This is a genomic window from Streptomyces sp. NPDC050439, from assembly GCF_040655335.1.
Classification (GTDB): domain Bacteria; phylum Actinomycetota; class Actinomycetes; order Streptomycetales; family Streptomycetaceae; genus Streptomyces.
Map to the genome: position 1 here is coordinate 640,396 of NZ_JBFAJT010000005.1, position 22,012 is coordinate 662,407.

General features: G+C 70.4%; 17 protein-coding genes. 7 read left to right on the forward strand and 10 right to left on the reverse strand.

The genetic code is table 11. From position 1 onward, the window contains the following. The first annotated feature begins 344 nt into the window (after positions 1–344). A complete protein-coding gene (locus AB0I66_RS23925) occupies positions 345–827 on the forward strand; it encodes a DUF6082 family protein (protein ID WP_363209952.1) in 483 nt (160 codons plus the stop codon). Between the two features lie 130 nt (positions 828–957). Beyond that, entirely contained in the window at positions 958–1,194 is a 237-nt protein-coding gene (locus AB0I66_RS23930) for a hypothetical protein (RefSeq protein ID WP_363209953.1), read from the forward strand. Between the two features lie 239 nt (positions 1,195–1,433). Here the strand turns inward: AB0I66_RS23930 and AB0I66_RS23935 are convergent, their stop codons facing one another. After that, a complete protein-coding gene (locus tag AB0I66_RS23935) occupies positions 1,434–2,618 on the reverse strand; it encodes a citrate synthase/methylcitrate synthase (RefSeq protein WP_363209954.1) in 1,185 nt (394 codons plus the stop codon). A gap of 109 nt (positions 2,619–2,727) precedes the next feature. Here AB0I66_RS23935 and AB0I66_RS23940 point away from each other — a divergent pair, with 109 nt between their 5' ends. The 4 genes from AB0I66_RS23940 to AB0I66_RS23955 are packed head-to-tail and all read left to right on the forward strand — an operon-like array spanning position 2,728 to position 7,338. Further along, complete coding sequence (locus AB0I66_RS23940; protein WP_363209955.1) at positions 2,728–3,990, forward strand: citrate synthase family protein; 1,263 nt, start codon at positions 2,728–2,730, stop codon at positions 3,988–3,990. 36 nt (positions 3,991–4,026) lie between these two features. Then, positions 4,027–4,974, forward strand: a complete 948-nt coding sequence (locus AB0I66_RS23945; protein ID WP_363209956.1) for a sucrase ferredoxin — start codon at positions 4,027–4,029, stop codon at positions 4,972–4,974. Positions 4,975–5,002: 28 nt separating this feature from the next. Continuing rightward, positions 5,003–6,661, forward strand: coding sequence for a sensor histidine kinase (locus AB0I66_RS23950; RefSeq protein WP_363209957.1), 1,659 nt, complete (start codon positions 5,003–5,005; stop codon positions 6,659–6,661). Beyond that, complete coding sequence (locus tag AB0I66_RS23955) at positions 6,658–7,338, forward strand: response regulator (RefSeq protein WP_363209958.1); 681 nt, start codon at positions 6,658–6,660, stop codon at positions 7,336–7,338. The genes AB0I66_RS23950 and AB0I66_RS23955 overlap by 4 nt, the downstream gene beginning before the upstream one ends. A gap of 38 nt (positions 7,339–7,376) precedes the next feature. On the opposite strand, the gene AB0I66_RS23960 is transcribed toward AB0I66_RS23955, so the two are convergent. The 3 genes from AB0I66_RS23960 to AB0I66_RS23970 all read right to left on the reverse strand — a co-directional run bounded on the left by AB0I66_RS23960 (position 7,377) and on the right by AB0I66_RS23970 (position 11,824). Continuing rightward, a complete protein-coding gene (locus AB0I66_RS23960; protein WP_363209959.1) occupies positions 7,377–8,969 on the reverse strand; it encodes a cation acetate symporter in 1,593 nt (530 codons plus the stop codon). Then, complete coding sequence (locus AB0I66_RS23965) at positions 8,966–9,487, reverse strand: DUF485 domain-containing protein (RefSeq protein WP_363209960.1); 522 nt, start codon at positions 9,485–9,487, stop codon at positions 8,966–8,968. The genes AB0I66_RS23960 and AB0I66_RS23965 overlap by 4 nt, the downstream gene beginning before the upstream one ends. A 213-nt stretch (positions 9,488–9,700) precedes the next feature. Next, positions 9,701–11,824: a DNA topoisomerase IV subunit B gene (locus AB0I66_RS23970; RefSeq protein ID WP_363209961.1), complete on the reverse strand. Its 2,124-nt coding sequence runs from the start codon at positions 11,822–11,824 to the stop codon at positions 9,701–9,703. Between the two features lie 440 nt (positions 11,825–12,264). Between AB0I66_RS23970 and AB0I66_RS23975 the strand changes: the two genes are divergently transcribed. Beyond that, a complete protein-coding gene (locus AB0I66_RS23975; protein WP_160507629.1) occupies positions 12,265–12,492 on the forward strand; it encodes a hypothetical protein in 228 nt (75 codons plus the stop codon). A 169-nt stretch (positions 12,493–12,661) separates the two neighbouring features. Here the strand turns inward: AB0I66_RS23975 and AB0I66_RS23980 are convergent, their stop codons facing one another. From AB0I66_RS23980 to AB0I66_RS24005, 6 genes are all read right to left on the reverse strand, one after another. Then, positions 12,662–13,492 (reverse strand): serine protease, encoded by an 831-nt coding sequence (locus AB0I66_RS23980; RefSeq protein ID WP_363209962.1) that lies wholly within the window; start codon positions 13,490–13,492, stop codon positions 12,662–12,664. A gap of 177 nt (positions 13,493–13,669) precedes the next feature. After that, entirely contained in the window at positions 13,670–15,214 is a 1,545-nt protein-coding gene (locus tag AB0I66_RS23985) for an RNA polymerase sigma factor (RefSeq protein WP_363209963.1), read from the reverse strand. A gap of 419 nt (positions 15,215–15,633) precedes the next feature. After that, a complete protein-coding gene (locus tag AB0I66_RS23990; protein WP_363209964.1) occupies positions 15,634–16,521 on the reverse strand; it encodes a FadR/GntR family transcriptional regulator in 888 nt (295 codons plus the stop codon). A gap of 162 nt (positions 16,522–16,683) precedes the next feature. After that, the gene (locus AB0I66_RS23995; protein WP_363209965.1) at positions 16,684–18,618 is read right to left on the reverse strand and encodes an ATP-binding cassette domain-containing protein; all 1,935 of its coding nucleotides are present in this window, start codon (positions 18,616–18,618) and stop codon (positions 16,684–16,686) included. Between the two features lie 224 nt (positions 18,619–18,842). Further along, the gene (locus AB0I66_RS24000; protein ID WP_363209966.1) at positions 18,843–19,604 is read right to left on the reverse strand and encodes an NUDIX hydrolase; all 762 of its coding nucleotides are present in this window, start codon (positions 19,602–19,604) and stop codon (positions 18,843–18,845) included. 156 nt (positions 19,605–19,760) lie between these two features. Then, positions 19,761–21,821 (reverse strand): glycogen debranching N-terminal domain-containing protein, encoded by a 2,061-nt coding sequence (locus AB0I66_RS24005; RefSeq protein WP_363209967.1) that lies wholly within the window; start codon positions 21,819–21,821, stop codon positions 19,761–19,763. Between the last annotated feature and the right edge of the window lie 191 nt (positions 21,822–22,012).

Sequence of the window (22,012 nt, forward strand, 5' to 3'; positions counted from 1 at the left end):
CGGATCCGACACGGCGAATGAAGACCGCCCCAGGATATGTGCGCGTAGAAGCACTGCGAAGTGAACGATTGTTAGCGGCGCAGGCGGGGCACACATCTGGCACGGCGCCGGGACGTGCGACCACCGATGCCCTCGTGCGCCTCCTCTCCGCCTCCCCGCCGATCAGAGCCGCTCGGCACCCTGGGAGACGGCAAGCGCGCCGCCCATCGCTCGCCGGTCCGCTTTCTGTCGACCCGCACACGACGACCGGCGGACGGTCGCCTGATTCGGGGGTTGACATGGCCACACAAAATATTTGGATACGGCGGGGAGTGGGCTCGGCCACGGTGGCTGGGCTCGCCTGCGTGACCGCCACCTGTGCGCTGCTGGTCGCACAGCAGCGGAGGTACGAGGAACTGCGCTCGCGAATCGACCGCATGGAGCAGCCTCAGGACCGCCCCACCGAGCTGGCCCAGCAGCAGCGGCTGCAGTTCTACCTGCTCAGCAAGGCAATGGACGATCCGGATCTGGCCGCAGTACTCAGCACCGTGGAGGCGCCGCCCACGACACGGCGCCAGTACCTCTTCGCCAACGCCATGTACACGAACGCCCTCCTCGCCTATCGCATCGGAATCGTCAATTGGGAAGAGCTCCACGGGCATCTCCGGGTGATCTGCCGGAACCCCTTGTTCCGTGAGTACTGGGAGGCGACCCGTCACCATCGGGCGAGCCTGGGAGACGCTTCTGACGAGGCCAAAGTGGGCTTCATGATGGACGGTCTCATCCACGACTTGGAGGACCCCGACACCGAAGAGTGGTGGGTGGTGGGCGAACCTCCGCCCGAGTAGAGCCCGACAGCCGGGCGAACATCCCTACGGGTGGGTCCAGTTGGAGCAAGGAGCGCATTACTTAGGGGCTATGAACGACTACGGTGACCCCGTTCTCACCCCTACTGCTCCAACAAGGACCGGGATTTTCTTGAAGATCGTGCGTCGCATCGGTGTGCCCCCACGCGCCAGAGGCAGTCTCTCCGGGGAGACATGCCCCGACATCTTCGAGCTGGCCGACGGCAACTTCGCCGTGATCGGCACAGAGGCGACGGACAAGCTCGACGGTGAGCTGCCACCCGACGCCGGACGCGCCGACTACGAGCGGATCGTGGTGGTCAGCCGCGAAACACTCATCCGCGCCAAAGTCGACATCCCGGATGTGTGAGCAGCGACATGAGTCTCCTGGATATAACCGTGACCGACGTGATCGTGGCCGTAGCCGCGTCAGTGACGGCGGCCGCAACCGTGATCGGCGTTCTCATCAGCCGCAAGAATGCGCCTCCGCCCCCGGCCTCCGCACCCCCTGCCTCCTCCGATCCGCCTCCGCAGAACCAGACGGAGTGAGGCCGCAGGCCGACTGAATGAAAGGTCCGGCACCACCCCGGTGCCGGACCTCTCCTTATTTCACGACCTCGGCGGAACCGGAACCGGCGCCCCCACCCCCACATACCGAGCCGCCGGCCGAATAATCTTCGAGTCCTCCGCCTGCTCAAGCACATTGGCGCCCCAGCCCACCACCCGCGCCGCCGCGAACGTGGGAGTGAACATCTCCCGCGGCAGCCCGCACAGTTCCATGACGACCCCCGCGTAGAACTCCACGTTCGTGTGCAGCTCGCGGCCCGGCTTCAGTTCGGCGAGGATCGCCTCCACCTGGCGTTCGACCTCGACCGCGAAGTCCACCATCGGGCCACCGAAGTGCTGCGCGATCCCCCGCAGCATGCGTGACCGCGGGTCCTCCGTGCGGTACACGGGGTGGCCGAAGCCCATGATCCGGTCCCCCGCGAGCACCCGCTCGCGTATCCAGCCGTCGATGCGATCGGGCGTGCCGATGGCATCCAGCGTGTCCAGCGCGCGGCTCGGCGCCCCACCGTGCAGCGGACCTGACAGCGCACCCACGGCCCCCACCAGGCAGGCAGCCACATCCGCACCGGTCGAAGTGATCACCCTCGCCGTGAAGGTGGACGCGTTGAAGCCGTGATCAATGGTTGAGATCAAGTACTGCTCGATCGCCCTCGCCCGATCCGGGTCCGGTTCCGAACCCGTCAGCATGTAGAGGTAGTTGGCCGCGTACGAGAGGTCCTCGCGCGGCTCCACGGGATCGAGCCCCTGACCGAGCCGGTACAGCGCCGTGAGCAGGGTCGGCACGACAGCGGACGCGGCGAGCGCGTCGGCACGGCGCCGTTCGGCGTCGATGTCGTACACCGGGCGGAATCCTTTCGCCGCACCGAAGAGCGACAGCGCCGTACGCAGCCCGGAGAGCGGCCCCGACAGAGCGCTGGCGCGGGCTATGGCGGGCAGCGCGGCACGCACCTCATCCGGCAGGTGGCGAAGCCCCGCGGTCTCCGCCGCGAAGGCGGCCCGCTGCCCCGCATCCGGCAGCTCGCCCTGGAACATCAGGTGCCAGACGTCCTCGAAGCCGCGGCTCTGCGCGAGCTCGACGGCCGAGTACTGGCGGTAGTGGTAGAAGCCCTCGTATCCCCTGACGTCCCCGAGCCGGGTCTCGGTCACGACGACGCCCGCGAGCCCGCGGGGAACCTCCACGGAACCGGTGGGGCCCGTAGGGGTGGTGGTGGAGTAATTGATCGGCATGTTCTTCCTCGACTTCCTCCCTGGACTTGATTCGACTGTCCATGCTTGACTGAGTCACTGTCAATATTGATTCAATCAACATACAGCCAGAGTGGATACGGTATTGCCCATGACGGATCAAGAGGCCAACCCGAAGGAAGGCCGACGCCTGAGCACCCGCGAGGCCGCGGAACTGCTCGGCGTGAAGCCGGAGACCGTGTACGCCTACGTGAGCCGGGGCCAGCTCAGCAGCCGCCGTGGCCCCGGCTCCCGAGGCAGCACCTTCGACGCCAAAGAAGTCGAGTCGCTCGCCCGCAAGAACCGCCGCGAACCCGCCGCCACCTCCGCGAGCAGCGAACTCTCCGTCCGCACCCGCATCACCCTCATCGACAAGGACCGCTACTACTACCGCGGCGTCGACGCGACGGAACTCTCCCTGGCGCACTCCTACGAAGAGGTCGCCGAGTGGCTGTGGACAGGCGTCATGCGCCCCGGAATCCGCTTCACCGCCCCCGAGGAGACCACCGACGCCGCACGCCGTGCCGTGGACGCGCTCCCCGAGCACAGCGGCCCGACCGACCGACTCCGCGTGGCCGCCATCGCGGCCGCCGCGGCCGACCCCCTCCGCTTCGACCTCTCCGAAGAAGCCGTCATCGGCACCGCACGCACCCTCATCCCCACCCTGGTCGCGGCACTGCCCCCGGTGAGCCGCGCCCACCGGGACGAGGGCCCCCTGGTCCGCCGCCTATGGGCACGGCTGAGCGGCCGGCAGCCCCAGGAAGCCTCGCTGCACGCCCTGGACACCGCGCTCGCGCTGCTCGTCGACCACGACCTCGCCGCATCGACGCTCGCCGTCCGCGTCGCCGCCTCCGCCCGCGCCCACCCGTACGCGGCGGTGTCGGCGGGCCTCGGCGTCCTGGAGGGCCCCCTGCACGGCGCGGCGAGCGGCCTCGCGCACCGCATGCTCCTGGACGTCCTCGACCGCGGCAGCGCGGCCCCCGTAGTGGCCGACGAGCTTCGCGCGGGCCGCCGCGTCCCAGGCCTCGGCCACCGGCTCTACCCCGGCGACGACCCGCGCGCACAGGCCCTGTTCGCGCTCCTGGAGACCATCCCCGAGGCAGGCCCCGCCCTCGCGGCGGCCCGCGACGTGGTGGCCACCACCGCCCGTCATACGAACCTGCACGCCAACGTCGACCTGGCCCTCGCCGTCCTGACCGCCTCCTCCGGGATGCCCGCCGAGGCGGGCGAGACGATCTTCGCCGTGGCGCGCACGGCCGGCTGGATCGCACACGCCCTGGAGGAGTACGAGGAACGCCCGCTGCGCATGCGCCCCAGCGGGCAGTACGTCGGGCTGCGTCCGCCCCAGGCCATGCCCGCGCCCGACGAGGGATGAATCAGCCCAGACCCGGCGCAGGTTAGGCTCACCTCTGTGAGTACGTGCACCACCGCTTCGCGCGACCTGGACGAGCCTCTCGCGGGGACCGCGGCCACCGCCAGGACCTGGCTGCTCCTTGAACAGCCGGGCCCGTGGGGCGCCAGAGCGCTCACTTCGAGCCACCTGGATCCGGAGGTGGGCCGCGCCCTGGAGGCCGCCGCGGAGGGAACCGGCGTACGTGTCGCGCTCATCCGCCGCCCCGGCCGCCATGCCGACAGCCACCCCTCGGCACGCCGACGGGTGTACGTGGCCCACACCGCGCCCGGCAACACCTGGCTGCGCGGACACGTCACGGACAGGCCGGAGGAGCTGCTCGGCCTCGACTTCGCGGCTCTCGGCGCGGGCGAGCACGGCGGATTCGGGGCCCCGCACACCGGCGACCCGCTCGCCCTGGTCTGCACGAACGGCAAGCGTGACCGCTGCTGCGCGGTCCTGGGCAGGCCGCTCGCCGCCGAACTCGCCACGTCAGGTGAACAAGGCGCCTGGGAAGTCACTCATCTGGGTGGTCACCGCTTCTCCCCCACGCTGCTGGTCCTGCCCTACGGCTATGCGTACGGCCGCTCCGACCAGGCCGCCGTCAAGGAGATCCTCGAAGGGGTGCGTACGGGCCGCGTCGTCACCGACGGCTGCCGGGGCAGTTCCGCCTGGGAGCGCCCCGGACAGGCCGCCGAGCTCGCGGTGCGCACCGAGACGGGCGAGGATGCCGCGGGCGCCCTGAGCGTCGTCCACACGGCCGGCACGGCCCCGCGCTGGGACGTGACGGTCGCCCACACCGACGGACGGCGCTGGCGCGTGACGATCGCCCAGGGGACCTCCCAGCCGGCCAGGCCGGAGAGCTGCGGCGCGGCCCTTGCGACCCCGGCGCGCATGGATGTCGTGGCGGTGCGGCTGATCGGGGACGGAGCCGCACAGGAGATCCCCGCCACAGTGACTTCGGAGTAGCCCTCCGCTCGCCGTACCGTTCGTACACATGAGCCCGACCTCCCCTGCCCGACGACTCCGCCTCGGCCTGCCGCGGCGCGTGTTCTCGCAGGTGCTGCTCATGCAGCTGGCCATCGCCGCCGGGGTCGCCGTGCTCGCCACGGGGCTCTTCCTCGCGCCGCTCAGCGATCAACTGGACGACCAGGCGATGCGCCGCGCGCTCGCCATCGCCCAGACCACGGCCGCCCAGCCGCAGATCGCCCAGGACCTGCGCTCCTCCGAGCCGGCCGTCGACGGGCCCGTGCAGACGGAAGCGGAACGCATCCGGCGTGCCAGTGGCGCCGAGTACGTCGTGATCATGAACAAGGACGGCGTGCGCTGGTCCCACACCGACCATGGCCAGATCGGCCGCGTAGTCTCCACCGACCCCAGCGACGCGCTCGCCGGGGACGAGGTCATGGAGATCGACGACGGCACCCTGGGCCGCTCGGCCCGCGGCAAGGTGCCGCTGCGGGACATCGACGGAGACATCGTGGGAGCCGTCTCCGTGGGCATCGAGTACGACAGTGTCCGCGCGCGCCTCATCCACGCCATCCCCGGGCTCTTCGCCTACGCGGGCGGGGCGCTCGCCGTCGGCGCCCTGGCCGCCTATCTGATCTCCCGCAGGGTGCAGCGGCAGACCCGTGACCTGGCCTTCTCCGATATCTCGGCACTCCTTGCGGAACGCGAGGCCATGCTGCACAGCATTCGCGAGGGCGTGGTGGCCCTGGACCGCGCGGGCCGCGTACGCCTCCTCAACGACGAGGCCCAGCGTCTCCTCGGCCTCGGGACGGAAGCCATCGGGCAACCGCTCGACACCGCGCTCGGCCCGGGCCGTACGACCGACGTGCTCGCCGGACGGGTCACCGGCACCGACCTCCTGACCGTCCGCGGCCAGCGTGTCCTGGTCGCCAACCGCATGCCCACGGACGACGGAGGCGCCGTCGCCACCCTGCGTGACCGCACCGAACTGGAGCAGCTGGGCCGCGAACTGGACTCCACCCGCGGCCTCATCGACGCGCTACGGGCGCAGGACCACGAACACGCCAACCGTATGCACACCCTGCTCGGCCTCCTGGAGCTCGAGATGTACGAGGAGGCGGCGGAGTTCGTCGGCGAGGTGGCGGGCGCGCACCGGGTGACCGCCGAGCAGATCACGGAGAAGATCGGCGACCCGCTGCTCGCCGCCCTCCTGGTGGGCAAGGCCACGGTCGCCGCGGAGCGCGGCGTCACCCTCGCCGTTCCGCGCGAGACCGCTCTGCCCGACCGGCTGATCGATCCCGGCGGCCTGGTCACCATCGTCGGCAATCTGGTCGACAACGCGCTCGATGCCGCGGCGGGCACCCCGCACGCGCGCGTGGAGGTCGATGTGCGCACCGAAGGGCGCTCCGTAGTGCTGCGGGTGAGCGACACGGGCCCTGGCGTACCGCCCGAACAACGCGAGACGATCTTCACGGAGGGCTGGTCCACCAAGGAGCCTCCGGCGCACGGCAAGCGCGGCATCGGGCTCGCCCTGGTCCGCAGGCTCGCCGAGCGGCAGGGCGGCAGCGCGCGGGCCGACGCCTCCCCCGAAGGGGGCGCCGAGTTCACCGTCGTCCTGCCCGAAGCGCTCGCCCAGTCCGAACTGGCCCCGACGTCCGGCCTGGCCCCCACGGAGGAGACACGATGATCGAGGTGCTCGTCGTGGACGACGACGTCCGGGTCGCGGACGTCAACGCCGCCTACGTGGAGAAGGTCCCCGGCTTCCGGGTAGCCGCCAAGGCCCACACCGCGGCCGAGGCACTGCGGCTCATCGAGGAGCTCCCCGTCGACCTGGTGCTCCTCGACCACTACCTGCCGGACGAGACGGGCCTCGCGGTGGCCCGCACGCTGCGTGAGCGCGGCCACCAGACCGACGTGATCATGGTGACCGCCGCGCGCGACGTCGCCACCGTGCAGGCCGCGATGCGCCACGGAGCCCTGCAGTACCTGGTCAAGCCGTTCTCCTACGCGGGACTTCGCGCGAAGCTGGAGGCGTACGCGACCCTGCGCCGCACGCTGGACGGCGGGGGCGAGGCTGAGCAGGCCGAGGTCGACCGCATCTTCGGCGCCCTCTCGGCTACTCCGGCGCCGGAGCTGCCCAAAGGGCACTCCCCCACCACGGCCGAGCTGGTCCGCAGGGCCCTGATGGGCGCGGAAGGGCCCCTGTCTGCCCAGGAGTTGGCCGACCGCACCCGGCTGAGCCGCCAGACGGCCCAGCGCTATCTGAAGCTCCTGGAGCGTTCGGGTCGCGTCCGGCTCAGCCTCAAGTACGGCGACACTGGCCGCCCGGAGCACCGCTACGAGTGGGCGTCCAGCGTCTCCTAGGGTCCGCCAGAAGCGCCCTAGCGGCCCGTGGAGGGCAGTTACGCCGCTCCCGCCCCGGTGAGCGAGCGCACCTCGGTCTCCGCGTGCTTGGCCTCGTCCGCGGGCTCCGAGGAGGTGACGGTGCCCAGCCATCCGGCCAGGAAGCCCAGCGGGATGGAGACGAGCCCCGGGTTCTCCAGCGGGAAGTACTGGAAGTCCATCCCCGGGAAGAGCGAGCTCGGCCCTCCGGAGACCACAGGTGACAGCAGGACGAGCACCAGGGAGGGCACCAGGCCGCCGTAGACCGACCAGACCGCTCCCCGTGTGGTGAAGTTCCGCCAGAAGAGCGAGAAGAGCAGCACGGGCAGATTCGCGGAGGCGGCGACCGCGAAGGCCAGGCCCACCAGGAACGCCACGTTCAGATCCCGGGCGAGCAGCCCCAGTCCGATCGCGACCACCCCGATGCCGGCGGCCGCGAGGCGCGCCACCGCCACCTCGCTGCGCGGCTTCGCGTGCTTGCGCCGCAGCGACGCGTACAGGTCGTGCGCCACCGATGCCGAGGAGGCGAGCGTGATCCCGGCGACGACGGCGAGGATCGTGGCGAAGGCGATCGCGGCGACGATCGCAAAAAGAACCGTTCCTCCTGTGGAGTCCGCGCCGCCCCCCAGATCGAGCGCGAGCAGCGGAACCGCCGTGTTCCCCGCGGCGTTCGATCCCCGCACCGCATCGGAGCCCACGATCGCGGCGGCGCCGAAGCCCAGCACGATCGTCATCAGGTAGAAGCTGCCGATGAGGCCGATGGACCAGACGACGGAGCGACGGGCGGCCCGCGCGGTCGGCACCGTGTAGAAGCGGGAGAGGATGTGCGGCAGACCGGCCGTGCCGAGGACGAGCGCGAGTCCGAGGCTGATGAAGTCCAGGCGCGAGGTCCAGTCGCCGCCGTACCTCAACCCGGGCGCGAGGAACTGACTGCCGTGTCCGCTGCGATCGGCGGCGGTCCGCAGCAACTGGTCGAAGTCGCCGTGGAATCGCACGAGCACGAGCACGGTCAGCGCGATCGCGCCGCACATCAGCAGGACCGCCTTGACGATCTGGATCCAGGTGGTGGCCCGCATCCCTCCCAACGACACATAGATGACCATGAGCGCACCGACGCCGATCACCGTCCAGGCCTGCGCCGCCCCGCTCGTCCCACCGAGCAGCAGCGCGACCAGTGAGCCGGCCCCCACCATCTGCGCCACCAGATAGAGAACGGACACGGTCACCGAGGAAGTTCCCGCCGCGATGCGCACGGGCCGCTCCTTCATCCGCGCGGCGACGACGTCGGCGAGCGTGAACCGGCCGCAGTTGCGCACCAGTTCGGCCACCAGGAACAGCACGACGAGCCAGGCGACGAGAAAGCCCACGGAGTAGAGCAGCCCGTCGTACCCGAAGAGCGCGATCAGTCCGGAGATGCCGAGGAAGGAGGCGGCCGACATGTAGTCGCCCGCGATGGCGAATCCATTCTCCATGGGCGAGAAGAGCCGCCCGCCCGCATAGAACTCCTCCGCCGAGCCGTGCCGGTTGCGGCTCACCCACGTCGTGATGGCGAGCGTGACGGCCACGAACACGCCGAACAGCAGCAGGGCGAGTGTCTGGTGGTCCCCGGTCATCGCTCGCTCCCCCGGGCCGGTCGCGCGCTCCCTCGGGCCAGCTCCTGTTCCCGCTTCTGCTCGAACACGGCCCAGCGCAGATCGAGCGCCGCGTGGTCCCTGCGCAGCCGGGCGTGGCGGGCGTATGCCCAGGTCAGCAGGAAGGTGCTGAGGAACTGGCCGAGGCCGGCGAGCATCGCGACGTTCACTGATCCGGCGACGGGGCGCGCCATCAGCCCCGGAGCCGTCGTCGCGGTCACGACGTACGCGACGTACCAGGTGAAGAAGACGGCCACCCCGGGGAAGACGAACCTCCGATACCGGCCGCGCACCTCCTGGAAGGCAGCACTGCGCTGGACCTCCAGATAGATGTCGGCCGCGCTCGCGATCCGCTCCGGCGCGGCCCGGGGCGCCACCACGGGGGCCGGCGCACCCGTGCCGTCCAACTCACCCCAGCCGGACGCAAGCGCGTCGTACCAGGGATCCCTCGGATCGCCGGTCCGCGCCTGCCCCGCATCGCGCCCGTCGTGCTTCTCCACCGAACTCTCCTTGTCCGCAGCCTTGTTCGGCTGCGTGCCCAAGGATGGACAGAACGGGAAGATCCCTGACTCTTCTCTCCCTGCTCTTCACCCCATCAGGTGAAGGACCGCATCAATGGCCCCCAGAAATGGAACGTGGGTGGAGCCAAGGGGCTCCACCCACGGTGGGGTGCGTCCCGCGCGAGCGGCACACACCATTGCGTCGCGCGAGCGCTACGCGTCGATGCGCGAACGGTCCAGCGTCGCCGCCGAGCTCGTGATGAACTCCTTGCGGGGCGCCACGTCGTTGCCCATCAGCAGGTCGAAGACCTGCTCGGCGGCGTCCAGGTCGCCGATGTTGACCCGCCGCAGGGTGCGGTAGCGGGGGTCCATGGTGGTCTCCGCCAGCTGATCGGCGTCCATCTCGCCGAGGCCCTTGTAGCGCTGGATGGAGTCCTTGAAGCGGATGCCCTTGCGCTGGTACTCCAGGAGCGTCTCGCGCAGCTCGTTGTCCGAGTACGTGTAGACGTACTTGTCCTGGCCCTTCTTCGGCTGCACCAGCTCGATCCGGTGCAGGGGCGGCACGGCGGCGAAGACCCGGCCCGCCTCCACCATCGGCCGCATGTAGCGCTGGAACAGGGTGAGCAGCAGGATCCGGATGTGCGCGCCGTCGACGTCGGCGTCGACGAGCAGAATGATCTTCCCGTAGCGCGCCGCGTCGATGTCGAAGGTCCGGCCCGACCCCGCCCCTATGACCTGGATGATCGCGCCGCACTCGGCGTTCTTCAGCATGTCCGTGACGGACGCCTTCTGAACGTTGAGGATCTTGCCGCGGATCGGCAGGAGGGCCTGGAACTCGGAGTTCCGCGCCAGCTTGGCGGTGCCGAGCGCCGAGTCGCCCTCGACGATGAAGAGCTCGCTGCGCTCCACGTCGTCGCTGCGGCAGTCGGCGAGCTTGGCGGGCAGCGAGGACGACTCGAGGGCCGTCTTACGACGCTGGGCATCTTTGTGCTGGCGGGCCGCGATGCGCGTACGGGCCGCGGCGACGGCCTTCTCCATCACGGCACGCGCCTGCGCCTTGGCGTCGCGCTTGGTGGACGTCAGGAACGCCTTGAGCTCCTTGGCGACGACGTTGGCGACGATGCGGTTGGCCGCCGAGGTGCCGAGCACCTCCTTGGTCTGGCCCTCGAACTGCGGCTCGGCGAGACGGACCGTGACGACCGCCGTCAGCCCCTCCAGGGCGTCGTCCTTGACGATGTCGTCCTCGGCGACGCGCAGCACCTTCTGGGAGCGCAGAACCTCGTTCATCGTCTTCGTGAGGGAACGCTCGAAGCCCGTCATATGGGTGCCGCCCTTGGGGGTGGCGATGATGTTGACGAAGGAGCGCATCGTCGTGTCATAACCGGTGCCCCAGCGCAGGGCAATGTCCACGGCGAGCTCACGAGTGACCTCGGTGGGGGACATCTGGCCGTGGTCGTCCAGGACCGGGACGGTCTCCTTGAAGGTGCCCTGCCCGGTGAAGCGAAGGACGTCACAGACAGCCTTGTCCTGGGCCAGGTACTCACAGAACTCGCTGATTCCGCCGTCGAAGCGGAATGACTCCTCCCCCTTGGTGCCGCCCTCGCCGAGACCGTACTCGTCGCGTACGACGATGGTCAGGCCCGGCACCAGGAAGGCCGTCTGCCGGGCACGCTGGTGCAGCGTCTCGAGGTTGAGCTTGGCGTCCTTGAGGAAGATCTGGCGGTCAGCCCAATAGCGCACGCGCGTGCCGGTGCGCGTCTTGGGGATCTTCTTGGTCTTGCGCAGCTTGGCCGACGAATCGAAGTCGGCGTCCGGGCCGGGCTTGGCGAAAGCCCCGGGGACGCCGCGACGGAAGCTGATCGAGTGGGTGTGCCCATGGAGGTCCACCTCCACGTCCAGGCGCGCTGACAGGGCATTCACCACGGAGGCACCCACACCGTGCAGGCCGCCGGAGGCGGCGTAGGCGCCACCGCCGAACTTGCCGCCCGCGTGGAGCTTGGTCATGACGACCTCGACTCCGGAGAGGCCGGTCTTGGGCTCGACATCCACCGGGATGCCTCGGCCGTTGTCCCGGACCTCTACGGAGGCGTCGTCGTGGAGGATGACTTCGATGTGGTCGCAGTAACCGCCCAGGGCTTCATCGACGGAGTTGTCGATGATCTCCCAGAGGCAGTGCAGCAGGCCACGGCTGTCCGTCGACCCGATGTACATGCCAGGACGCTTGCGAACGGCTTCGAGCCCCTCCAGGACGAGCAGGTGCCGCGCGGTGTAGTTGGAACCGTCCCGGTCTGCTCCGGTCAGCAAAGCTGTGGACGGCACGGACGTCTCGGCGGTCACGCGGTTCGCTCCTCGCTGAATTTCAAAAGGGGCCTCTTGGGGTAAGGCCCCGGCTTCGGTTGCCGCTCAGAGGGTACCGAGGCCTGGTAGAGCCGTTGTAACGCCACCCTCGTCACTCCTCACACTAGTCCAGTGCCGCACGCTTGTTCGATCCCTCGATTGAGTGAAGCGCACGTCACGTTCCCTTCCAGGCATGAACCATTTAGGCTCCGGGCACGTCCTCATGAACAACCGGCAACCCAGCCGGTGGACGACCGACCTGACAGACAGCGCGAAACCGTACGACACGTTAGAGACGTAATACGGCACATTCGCCGCCAACCGGCAGCAGACAGCCGCCTCGGAAAAAACTTCGAGGAAAAGCCACGAGCGGGAACGTTTTCGGCCTGGTTGGATGTTGACCCTGGTACGACAGCTCGTCGAGCTAGAGAAGAGGCGACGTGACTACTGTTCTGACCCCCGCGAGCCCCCTGACGGCCGCTGATCGCTGCGACCGCTGCGGCGCCCAGGCATACCTGCGCGTCGTCCTGTTGAGCGGCGGTGAACTGCTCTTCTGCGCCCACCACGGCCGCAAGTTCGAGCCGGAACTCAAGAAGATCGCCGCTGAGATACAGGACGAGACGGAGCGGCTGACGGCCGTCCCGGAGACCAACGACGAGGATCGCTGACACCTCGCACCCACGACGAGCGATCCGGCGCACGCCAGGCCGGTGACCGGGCGGCCGACCCTGCCAACCCCAGGGTCGGCCGCCCGCTCGCGTCAGAGGGGCGCCCAGGCGCCTTCTCGGCGGTCCCTGGCGGCGCCCCACACCCCCCACGCGGACAACTCCCGTACTTTCAGCCGCGCAGTGGCATCGCCCGCGCGGCGCTCGAGACCCGCGTGTAGACCCCGGGGCTCCCGGCCCGTCCACAGCCGCTCCCCCACGACACCAGGCCGATCAGCCGCCCGCGTGCGACCAGCGGGCCGCCGCTGTCCCCCTGGCAGGCGTCCCGCCCGCCCTCAAGTTCCCCCGCGCACAGCATGGATGCGGCCGAGTACTTTCCGTCAGAATTGCCCGGATAGGCCTCCCGGCAGGTGTCATCAGGCAGTACGCGTACCTGCGCGGAGTGCAACGTTCGCGCGTAGTCACCCGATCCCGTGGTGTCACCCCACCCGTAGACCGTCGCGCGCGTACCGGGTTGGTACGCCTGGTCCCCCGTGGCCGCCATGCCGATGACGTAGCCCTGCGGAAGCGGGCTGGCCAGCGACAGCACCGCGAAGTCGCCGGAGTTCGAGGAACTGTCGTACTCCGGATTGATCTTCGCCTCGCGCACCGCGATCTCGCGGCCCTGCGCTCTCCCCAGGTCGTCCCGGCCGGCGATCACCTTCAGGTCACTCATCTCGCCCAGCCGCACTCCGAGGACTTCCTCCCCCAGGCAGTGGGCCGCGGTGAGGACCGTGGAGCGCCCGACCACCACGCCTCCGCAGAACTGTCCCGAGCGCGTACCCCCGAACCGGTCACGGCTGGACAGCGCCACCACCCAGGGACTGTCGGCCACCCGTACGGGGCCGCCCCCGACGACGACGCTGTCGGCGGCCGCGGGGGCCGTGGAGGCCAACGGCAGCGCCACCACCGGGGCCACAAGGGCCAGCGTCGCCGTGAATGTTCGGGCGAAAGGACGAGGCATGCGATCTCCTCACTCTGGGTTCTCGTGAAACACCCACAGTGATCCAGTGCGTCACGCCCCGCACCCGCGCCACGCGCGTCCGCGCCACGGCGAACGCGTCACGGAGGGTGCGTCGGCAAACAGAAGACCCGAGGCGCTCGCGTGAGGCCTCGGGTCTTCTTCGTGGAGCGCCGGTGACTAGTCGAGGTAGTCGCGCAGGACCTGCGAACGCGACGGGTGACGCAGCTTCGACATCGTCTTCGACTCGATCTGACGGATGCGCTCACGCGTCACTCCGTAGACCTTGCCGATCTCGTCGAGGGTCTTCGGCTGGCCGTCCGTGAGACCGAAGCGCATGGAGACCACGCCCGCCTCACGCTCGGACAGCGTGTCGAGCACGGAGTGCAGCTGCTCCTGAAGGAGCGTGAAGCTGACCGCGTCGGCCGGAACGACCGCTTCGGAGTCCTCGATGAGGTCACCGAACTCGCTGTCGCCGTCCTCACCCAGGGGGGTGTGGAGGGAGATCGGCTCACGGCCGTACTTCTGGACCTCGATGACCTTCTCCGGGGTCATGTCGAGTTCCTTGGCCAGCTCCTCCGGGGTGGGCTCACGGCCCAGGTCCTGGAGCATCTGGCGCTGCACGCGCGCGAGCTTGTTGATGACCTCGACCATGTGCACCGGGATACGGATGGTGCGGGCCTGGTCGGCCATCGCGCGGGTGATCGCCTGACGGATCCACCAGGTGGCGTACGTGGAGAACTTGTAGCCCTTGGTGTAGTCGAACTTCTCGACCGCGCGGATCAGACCGAGGTTGCCCTCCTGGATGAGGTCCAGGAACAGCATGCCGCGGCCGGTGTAGCGCTTGGCCAGGGAGACCACCAGACGGAGGTTGGCCTCCAGGAGGTGGTTCTTGGCGCGGCGCCCGTCCTCGGCGATGATCTCCAGCTCGCGCTTCAGCTTGGGCGCGAGCTTGTCGGCGTTCGCCAGCTTGTCCTCGGCGAACAGGCCGGCCTCGATGCGCTTGGCGAGCTCGACCTCCTGCTCGGCGTTGAGCAGCGGGACCTTGCCGATCTGCTTCAGGTAGTCCTTGACGGGGTCGGCGGTGGCACCGGCCGCGGCGACCTGCTGGGCCGGAGCGTCGTCCTCGTCCTCGTCGGACAGCACGAAGCCTGCCTGGGGACCTTCCTCCGTGGTCTCGCCCTCACCGGGCTTGCCCTTGGCGGTCGTCTCCTCAGTGGCCTCGTCGTCCACCATCTCGTCGTCCTGCTTGGACGTCTTCTTGGCCGTCGCCTTCTTGGCGACGGTCTTCTTGGCGACGGCCTTCTTCGCCGTCGTCTTCTTGGCGGCGACCTTCTTCGCGGGCGCGTCCTCAGCGGCGACATCCACGGCCGACGCCTCGGGGGCGGCGGACGCGGTGGCCGGCTTCGCCGTGGCCGTCTTGGCCGCGACGGTCTTGGTCGCGGTGCGCTTGGCCGGGCTCTTCGCTGCGACGCTCTTGCGGGGGCGTTTCGGCTCCGCGGCACTGACCATCAGCGTCACACCCTCTTCCTCGAGGATCTGGTTGAGGCTGCGCAGAACGTTCTTCCACTGAGTGGCCGGAATCTGGTCAGCTTCGAAGGCACGACGCACGTCATCGCCGGCGATCTGCCCATCAGCCTTTCCCCGCTCGATGAGCGCCATGACAGAGACGGATTCGGCGATCTCCGGCGGGAGCGTACGGGATGTGCTGGCCGACACGAACAACCTCTCGGAACGTTGGAAAACGGCTTCCGGCCCCGTCCATTGTGGACCAGGACCGACGACCGACGACTAGGGATGGGCCGACGGCGCAGGCGGGGCCGGGGAGCTACACAGCGTCGTGAACGACTGCTGTATTCCTTCCTCGGCTATCACCTCTTAGGTCATCGCGCTGCCCCGACGAGCGTTACGCCCAATCTACGTGGCCCGAGTCACACCCCGTAAGCGCTCAAAAGCGGCCAGATACGGTCAGAGGTGTGCAGACCTGAGTCCTGACGGCCCTCCGACCCGCAACGACCGCGTCGCCGGGTCCCTGCCGGATCCCCGAGGAACCCGCAGAAGCCCGGCGACGCCACCGCGCCAACGGAGTGATGAGGTCGGGCCGCGAGGCGCATCAGCCGGCCGGACGAACGCGGACCCGGCCGTCAGTGCTCGCGGGGGGCGGGCACGACGCGCTCCACCTCCGGGTGGACGGTGAGCAGCTGGCGCATGGCAGCCTCGGCGCCGGGGCCGTCGCCCGCGCCGAGGGCGTCGGCGATGCGCGAGTGGTGCACCAGGGACGCCTCGGTGGGGCGGTCGCAGCCGGTGATCGGGCCGCCCGAGACCTGGAGCGCGGCCGAGACGATGCCCGACAGGTGCTCCAGCATGCGGTTGCTCGCGAGCTGGATGAGCAGCGAGTGGAACTCCGCGTCGGCACGGGAGAAGGTGATCCCGTCGCCCTGACTCAGGGCGTGGCCCATGATCTCGACCATGTCGGCGAGCCGCTGCTGCACCTCCTCGCGGCCGTGGCCCGCGGCGAGCCGCGCGGCGAGGGGCTCGATCGTCCAGCGCAGCTCGCTGAGTTCGCGGCGCTGGTCGTCGCGCTGCGGCCCGAACGCGCGCCATTCGATGATGTCCGGGTCCAGGAGGTTCCAGTCGCTGACGGGACGCACGCGCGTGCCGACGTTGGGCCTGGCGCTGACCAGGCCCTTCGCCTCGAGTACGCGCAGCGACTCCCGGACGACGGTGCGGGAGACCTCGAACCGCTGGCCGATCTCCTCGGGGACCAGCGGGCGGTCGGCTCCGAGGTCTCCGGAGACGATCATCTGGCCGAGCTGCTGGACGAGTTGGCCGTGCAGTCCACGGCCGCGACTGCCGGCGGTGCGTCGTCCCACGCGGCCGAGGTCGTGGTCGGCGCTGTCCCAGGAGGGCGCGACGACGCGGTCGGCACCCGGGGCCTCGGCATAGGGGTAGCGGTCGAGATCGCCCGGCCCGGCGAGGCCGGAGTCTGCGGAGCGGGCGGCGGTCATCATGGTGTGCGCAAGGGTACTCACGGAACCTTTGTCGGCGTGGCTCCCAAGTCCCTTGAGGTCTTTGGTGAAAAGCACACGAAAGGGTGATCGCTTACCCCACCGCAATTGACGACTTATCGGAAAGAAATGGGCGTTCTGCGGGGGAGTTGTGCGCAGCACGGGAACGGAACCGACGGACGGTTGTCATCGCGCCCTGCCGCGCATCCCGGTGAGCAGATATGCGCAGAGCAGAGCGGTCAACGACAACGTCAGGGCGCTGCCCACAGGTTGAGCGACCATCCGTACTCCACCGGCCAGATATCGCTCGACACCGAAGGGCCACTGCACCAGTGCGAGGTCGCGCAGCCTCCCGGGAAGTCCCGCCGCCGATCGCACAGACGGCCCCTCCAAGGCCTTCTGTACGAGCGGTACGACGACGATCGGAACCGCGAGAACCGCGGCGAGTCCTGCGGTGGTGGACCGGAAGACTCCTCCGGCGAGGACCCCCGCCCAGGCACATCCACCGACCAGGGCGATCCAACTCACGCTCAGCGACAGCCAGTCGGCGGGAACTTTCGCGACCTCTTCTCCGTATACGAGGTGCAGGAGAGCGGCGTCGGAGACCAGGACGAGCAGGCTCAGCAGGAGCGCGGTGGCGGCCGCGACCGCCAACTTGGCGCTGAGCAGCCCCAAGCGGCGGGGGACGGTGCCCCGGTCGGCGGCCAGGGCGGGGTGACGGAATTCCTCACCGAAGGCGAGGGCGCCGAGCAGTCCGGCGCCAAGCGCCGCGGGCGGCAGGGGAAGTTCCTGGGGCCAGGCGGCCAGCAGGTAGGGCTGCGGGGTGTGACCGCTCCTGGCGAGGAACACACAGATCACGGCGGAGACGGCGAGCACAGCGGCCGTGGTGAGGTAGCCGGTGCCTACACCTGCGGCGCGGCGCAGTTCGTAGCGCAAGGGACGCAGGGGGCTACGGGCAGGGCGGACGGAGATGGGGGGCGGCAAGTGAGCTGGCGCCGCGGGGGCCTGCTGGGGGGTGACGGCGGCAGTGGTGGTGACCGTTTCCGTGGTGACGGAGACGGCCTCCTCCGCGGGCACGGTCTCAGCCTGGGGTGAAGGCTTGGCTTCGGCTTCGGCTTCGGCTTCGGCTTCGGCTTCGGCTTCGGCTTCAACTGTGTTGGCGACCCCAGGGGCGGGTGCGGGCACCGGCGTCGGCGTGGGGCGGGATTCAGATCCGGGAGAAGGCGCGATGGTCTCGGCCGCCGCAGGCCCCGCATCCCCGATCTCGTCGGCGAGTTGGTGGACGAGGATTCCGTGACGGAAGGCTGCCTCTCCGATGTCGGCACAGTTGCTGCCGTACACCGAGAGGCGGTTGCCGTCCTCCTTCACCACCTCGATGGAACGCTGCCGGGCGCGGGCTTCCTTGGACAGCAGCGCGCCGAGCCGTGCCGCGTGCGGGCTGCGCACCGCGACCCTGGGGCGCAGCCGGGTGCGGGCGAAGTCCCTGGCTTCCTGGTCTGCCACGAGGCGGCCGGCGTCCAGCGTCACGACACGATCGGCGGTCCGCGCGGCTTCCTTGGGGTCGGCCGTGGCGAACAGGACGGTCCCGCCCTGGGCGGCGTGCGCGCGCAGGACCGCGTGCAGCCAGCCGCCCTCACGGGCCGAAAGCCCCTCGGCGGGGTCGTCCAGGACGAGTGTGTGCGGGTCGGCGAGCAGCGCGCAGGCGAGTCCGAGACGGCGGTCCATGCCGCGCGAGAGCGTCCCGAGGCGCTGATCGCGAAGGCTCACCAGACCGACCACTTCGAGTACGTCGTCAGCGCGCTGGACGGGCACGCCTGCGGCCGCGCACAGCATGCGCAGCTGGCCTCGGACCGTACGGCCGGGGTGGCCGGGCACCTCGCCCAGAAGGACGCCCACCTCGCGTGACGGGTAGGTGATGCGGTGCAGCGGACGCCCTCTGAAGTAGGTGACACCTCGGCCCTGTTGGAGTTCGAGCATGAGCCTCAGCGCCGTCGTCTTACCGGCGCCCTGCGCGCCGAGCAGTGCCGTCACGCGGCCTGTTCGCGCCTCGAAGGACACGTCGTCGACGGCAGGCGGCAGCTCCTGGCGGGGATTGCTTGTCAGTCCGATGGCCTGGATCATCGCTTCTCTCGCGGGATGTGCGACCGCTCGACGGCCAGAATTCGTCCGCCGGGTCGGGGACGGACGAACCCCGTGGGTACTTCAGCAAGATAACGCGATATTTCTGGCATTTCGGTCAGGGTGTGGGCCGCGGGTGTCCAGCACGCCGCCAGACCGACGGGTGAGGGACAGGTGACGGCGGGACGACCAGCGGAGCGAGCCGTGGCCGGACCTTGCGGCGAGCCTCAGACTTCGGGGCGCAGCATCGGCGGGTTGAGCAGCGTCGCGCCGCCCGCACGGAAGAGCTGAGCGGGGCGACCGCCCTGGCGCGTGGTCGTGCCACCGGTGGGGACGAGGAAGCCCGGCGTGCCGGTCACCTTGCGGTGGAAGTTGCGCGGGTCGAGCACCACGCCCCATACGGCCTCGTACACGCGGCGCAGCTCGCCGACGGTGAACTCGGGCGGGCAGAAGGCCGTCGCCAACGAGGAGTACTCGATCTTCGAACGGGCGCGCTCCACGCCGTCCGCCAGGATCTGCGCATGGTCGAAGGCGAGCGGCGCCGCCTGCTCGTCCTCACGTCCGTATCCGCCCTGGTTGAGCAGTGCCTCGACGGGCGCCCAGCGCGCGCTGTTCGCGTCGCCGCCGGCTCTCGGAGCGGGGAGGTCGGGAGCGAGGGCGAGGTGGGCGACACTGACGACCCGCATCCGCGGATCACGCTTGGGATCGCCGTACGTGGCCAACTGCTCCAGGTGCGCGCCGTTCGCCTGGGCCGGAGAGTCCGGATCGTGCGCGCACAGCCCCGTCTCCTCGACCAACTCGCGCGCGGCGGCCGCCGACAAGTCCTCGTCGTCACGCACGAATCCGCCGGGCAGCGCCCAACGCCCCTGGAACGGCGACTCGCCCCGCCGCACGGCGAGCGCGCAGAGCGCGTGACGACGTACGGTCAGCACGACCAGATCGACGGTGACAGCAAACGGCGGGAAGGCCGACGGGTCGTAGGGCGACATGCCGCGATCATAGTCGTCTGCCTGACGATAAACAGCTCCTCCGGCATCCGGACCCGGTCGGATTCACCGGCCCTCACGTCGGGTTTAGGCCACGCCCATCGCAGGCCCTCCTCTCCTTGGCCACACCTCCGCGGCATCGCCCCCTTGGTCCGTGAGTCACACCCCCAGCTGCAAACCGTCGGCCGCTTCCTCGACCATGGCGAGGCCGAGTCGGCTGACGCGAACGGAGAACGGGGCGCCCGCGACGCGCAGCGCCGTCAGCCCCAGCTCACCCAGGGGTGCGCTGCGGACGGGGCTCAGCGTCACCGTGCCCGACGGGGCGTCGGGCCGGATCCCGGCGAGCGCGGTGAGGAGCTGCACCCCGGCGGCCGCGGCGGTGGCCGCCGGGCGGCATGCCGCGGGGTGCGGCAGTGGAGCACCGCCCTCCGTGCGCTGCTCCCCCGCGTACATCTCAGGCAGCCGGTAGCCGAATGTCTCGGCCGCGGCCATCACCCCTCGCAGCAGCGTGCTGGCCTCCTTCTCGTAGCCCGCGGCGGCCAGTCCCGCGACGGCGACCGCCGTCTCATGGACGCGGACCGCCCCGCCACGATGTCCGAAAGGGTTGTACGCCGCTTCCTTGACGCCCAGGCTCCGCAGTCCCCACCCCGAATCCATGGCGGGCCCGCCGAGGAGCCTGGCGAGCTGCTCCGTCCGCACCTTGTCCAGCAGCCCTGGCGCGAGCACGCCCGCTCCGAGCAGCCCGGTGTCGAGGAGGTGCGCGGCCCCGCCGGTGAGCAGCGGCACAGGGCGACCGTCGGCCAGGCAGGCCGCGGCGGGCCGGCCACCCGCCCGGTCCTCCACCCAGAAGTCCTCGCGGAAGGTGCCTCGCAGCCGCTCCGCCCACTGCCGCAGGCCGGCACCGCCCGGGCGGCCGTGGGCATCCAGCAGGTCGGCGCCGAGCAGCGCGGCCCTGTGGGCATGGGCCTGGGTCTCGCAGCGCGCGGGCCCACTCGGGTACGGGTCCGGCAGGAGCCCCCGGTCGCCCACTGCGGCAAGCAGCCACCGCAGACAGCGCTCGGCCGCCGGCAGCAGCTCCTCCGTCTCCTGAGCCGGCAACCCCCAACGCCACGCCTCCGCCAACAGCACCGGAAAGAGCAGCGTCGCCTCGACCCCCGTGCACCCGGGAGGCAGATGCGGCCCCGCGTTCCGCAACGGCCCGGGGATCATGCCCACTCGTGGCCCCTTGCCCGCCAGTTGACGGCGGGCCAGCGTACGCAGCGTCCCCACGGCGATCCCGGTGCCGAGCGGCAGGGCCATCCGCGCGGCAGCGAGCGCCTCGGCCGGCGCGAGCCCGCAGCGCCATGGCGCCCCCGCGGCCAGGTGGACGTCGGTCGGGTGCTTGGGGTCCCGCAGCAGCAACGCCTGGAGATCCTCCACGGACCGGTCCAGGAGCGCGCGGGCCCTGGGGTCGTCGCCCGCGGCCCGCGCCGTGGCGAGGGAGCGCGACATCCCGTGCCCGACCGCCCTCACCGGGCCCGCGCCCTCCGGCCGGACGCGCAGCTCCAGGCTCCAGGTGCCGCCCGGCGCCAGCTCCACCTCCCAGCGCAACAGTCCGGCCGAGGCCAGCGCGTCCGCGGGCGCCGGGTGCGCGGTGACCACACAGGTGCCTGCCGGCGAGGACCAGCGCATTCCGGAGTCGTGGACCGTGGGGGGAAGTTCCGGACCGGTGTTGCCGGAGGCCACCGCTCCGAGCTCCGCCAGGTCCGTGCCGAGCGAGACCTCCACCGGCAGTCGCAGGGGCCGGCCGGCGGCGCTGCGCAGGATGATCCGCTCGGTGCCGTCCGCGTACCGGTTCCGCTCGACGATCACGTCTGGATCCGGGCCGCCGTCCGCGGCGGGTCGCAGCGTCGCCATGAAGCGGGCGCGGTCGGCCGCGAGCATCCGTGCCTGCACGGCGATCGGCTCGCGCCCCGCCACTCGTAGCTGACAGCGGGACAGCAGCCTGCGCCCTGCGCGGTAGAACCCTTCGAGTCCGCGGCCGGTCAACTGCCCCTGGTCCGTGGAGATCGCGAGTGCGGGCAGGGCGACACAGATCAGCGTGGCGTGTGCGGGCGGAAGCTGAGCGAGGCGACGGGGCGCGGGAGTCTGCGCGGCTTGGCCGGGAGGGAGCGGGGAGCCCGGCACAGGCCTCTGGGGACCCCCTCTGCCGGAGACGGGGGACGGGGCGGGCAGGGGCATGAGATGGCCTCTTCTGCGCTGTCCGCGCTACGGGAAGTCGGGGGTCGTACGGCGGATCGGCCCAGGCACAGGTACCGCCACTCAGGTGAACGGACCTGCCCCGCACCAAGTCACGCCCACCGGGCGGGAAGCCACTCGCCCGGCCCTGGCCTCCCTCGTACGGCAGCACGACCGGCACCCGTCCCGCCCCT

What these genes read in the sequence shown, in the direction of transcription:
- AB0I66_RS24005 (WP_363209967.1), bottom strand. Translation starts at nt 21,821, where the DNA reads ATGCCCCTGCCCGCCCCGTCCCCCGTCTCCGGCAGAGGGGGTCCCCAG.
- AB0I66_RS23980 (WP_363209962.1), bottom strand. Translation starts at nt 13,492, where the DNA reads ATGCCTCGTCCTTTCGCCCGAACATTCACGGCGACGCTGGCCCTTGTG.
- AB0I66_RS23955 (WP_363209958.1), top strand. Translation starts at nt 6,658, where the DNA reads ATGATCGAGGTGCTCGTCGTGGACGACGACGTCCGGGTCGCGGACGTC.
- AB0I66_RS24000 (WP_363209966.1), bottom strand. Translation starts at nt 19,604, where the DNA reads ATGTCGCCCTACGACCCGTCGGCCTTCCCGCCGTTTGCTGTCACCGTC.
- AB0I66_RS23950 (WP_363209957.1), top strand. Translation starts at nt 5,003, where the DNA reads ATGAGCCCGACCTCCCCTGCCCGACGACTCCGCCTCGGCCTGCCGCGG.
- AB0I66_RS23935 (WP_363209954.1), bottom strand. Translation starts at nt 2,618, where the DNA reads ATGCCGATCAATTACTCCACCACCACCCCTACGGGCCCCACCGGTTCC.
- AB0I66_RS23940 (WP_363209955.1), top strand. Translation starts at nt 2,728, where the DNA reads ATGACGGATCAAGAGGCCAACCCGAAGGAAGGCCGACGCCTGAGCACC.
- AB0I66_RS23995 (WP_363209965.1), bottom strand. Translation starts at nt 18,618, where the DNA reads ATGATCCAGGCCATCGGACTGACAAGCAATCCCCGCCAGGAGCTGCCG.
- AB0I66_RS23960 (WP_363209959.1), bottom strand. Translation starts at nt 8,969, where the DNA reads ATGACCGGGGACCACCAGACACTCGCCCTGCTGCTGTTCGGCGTGTTC.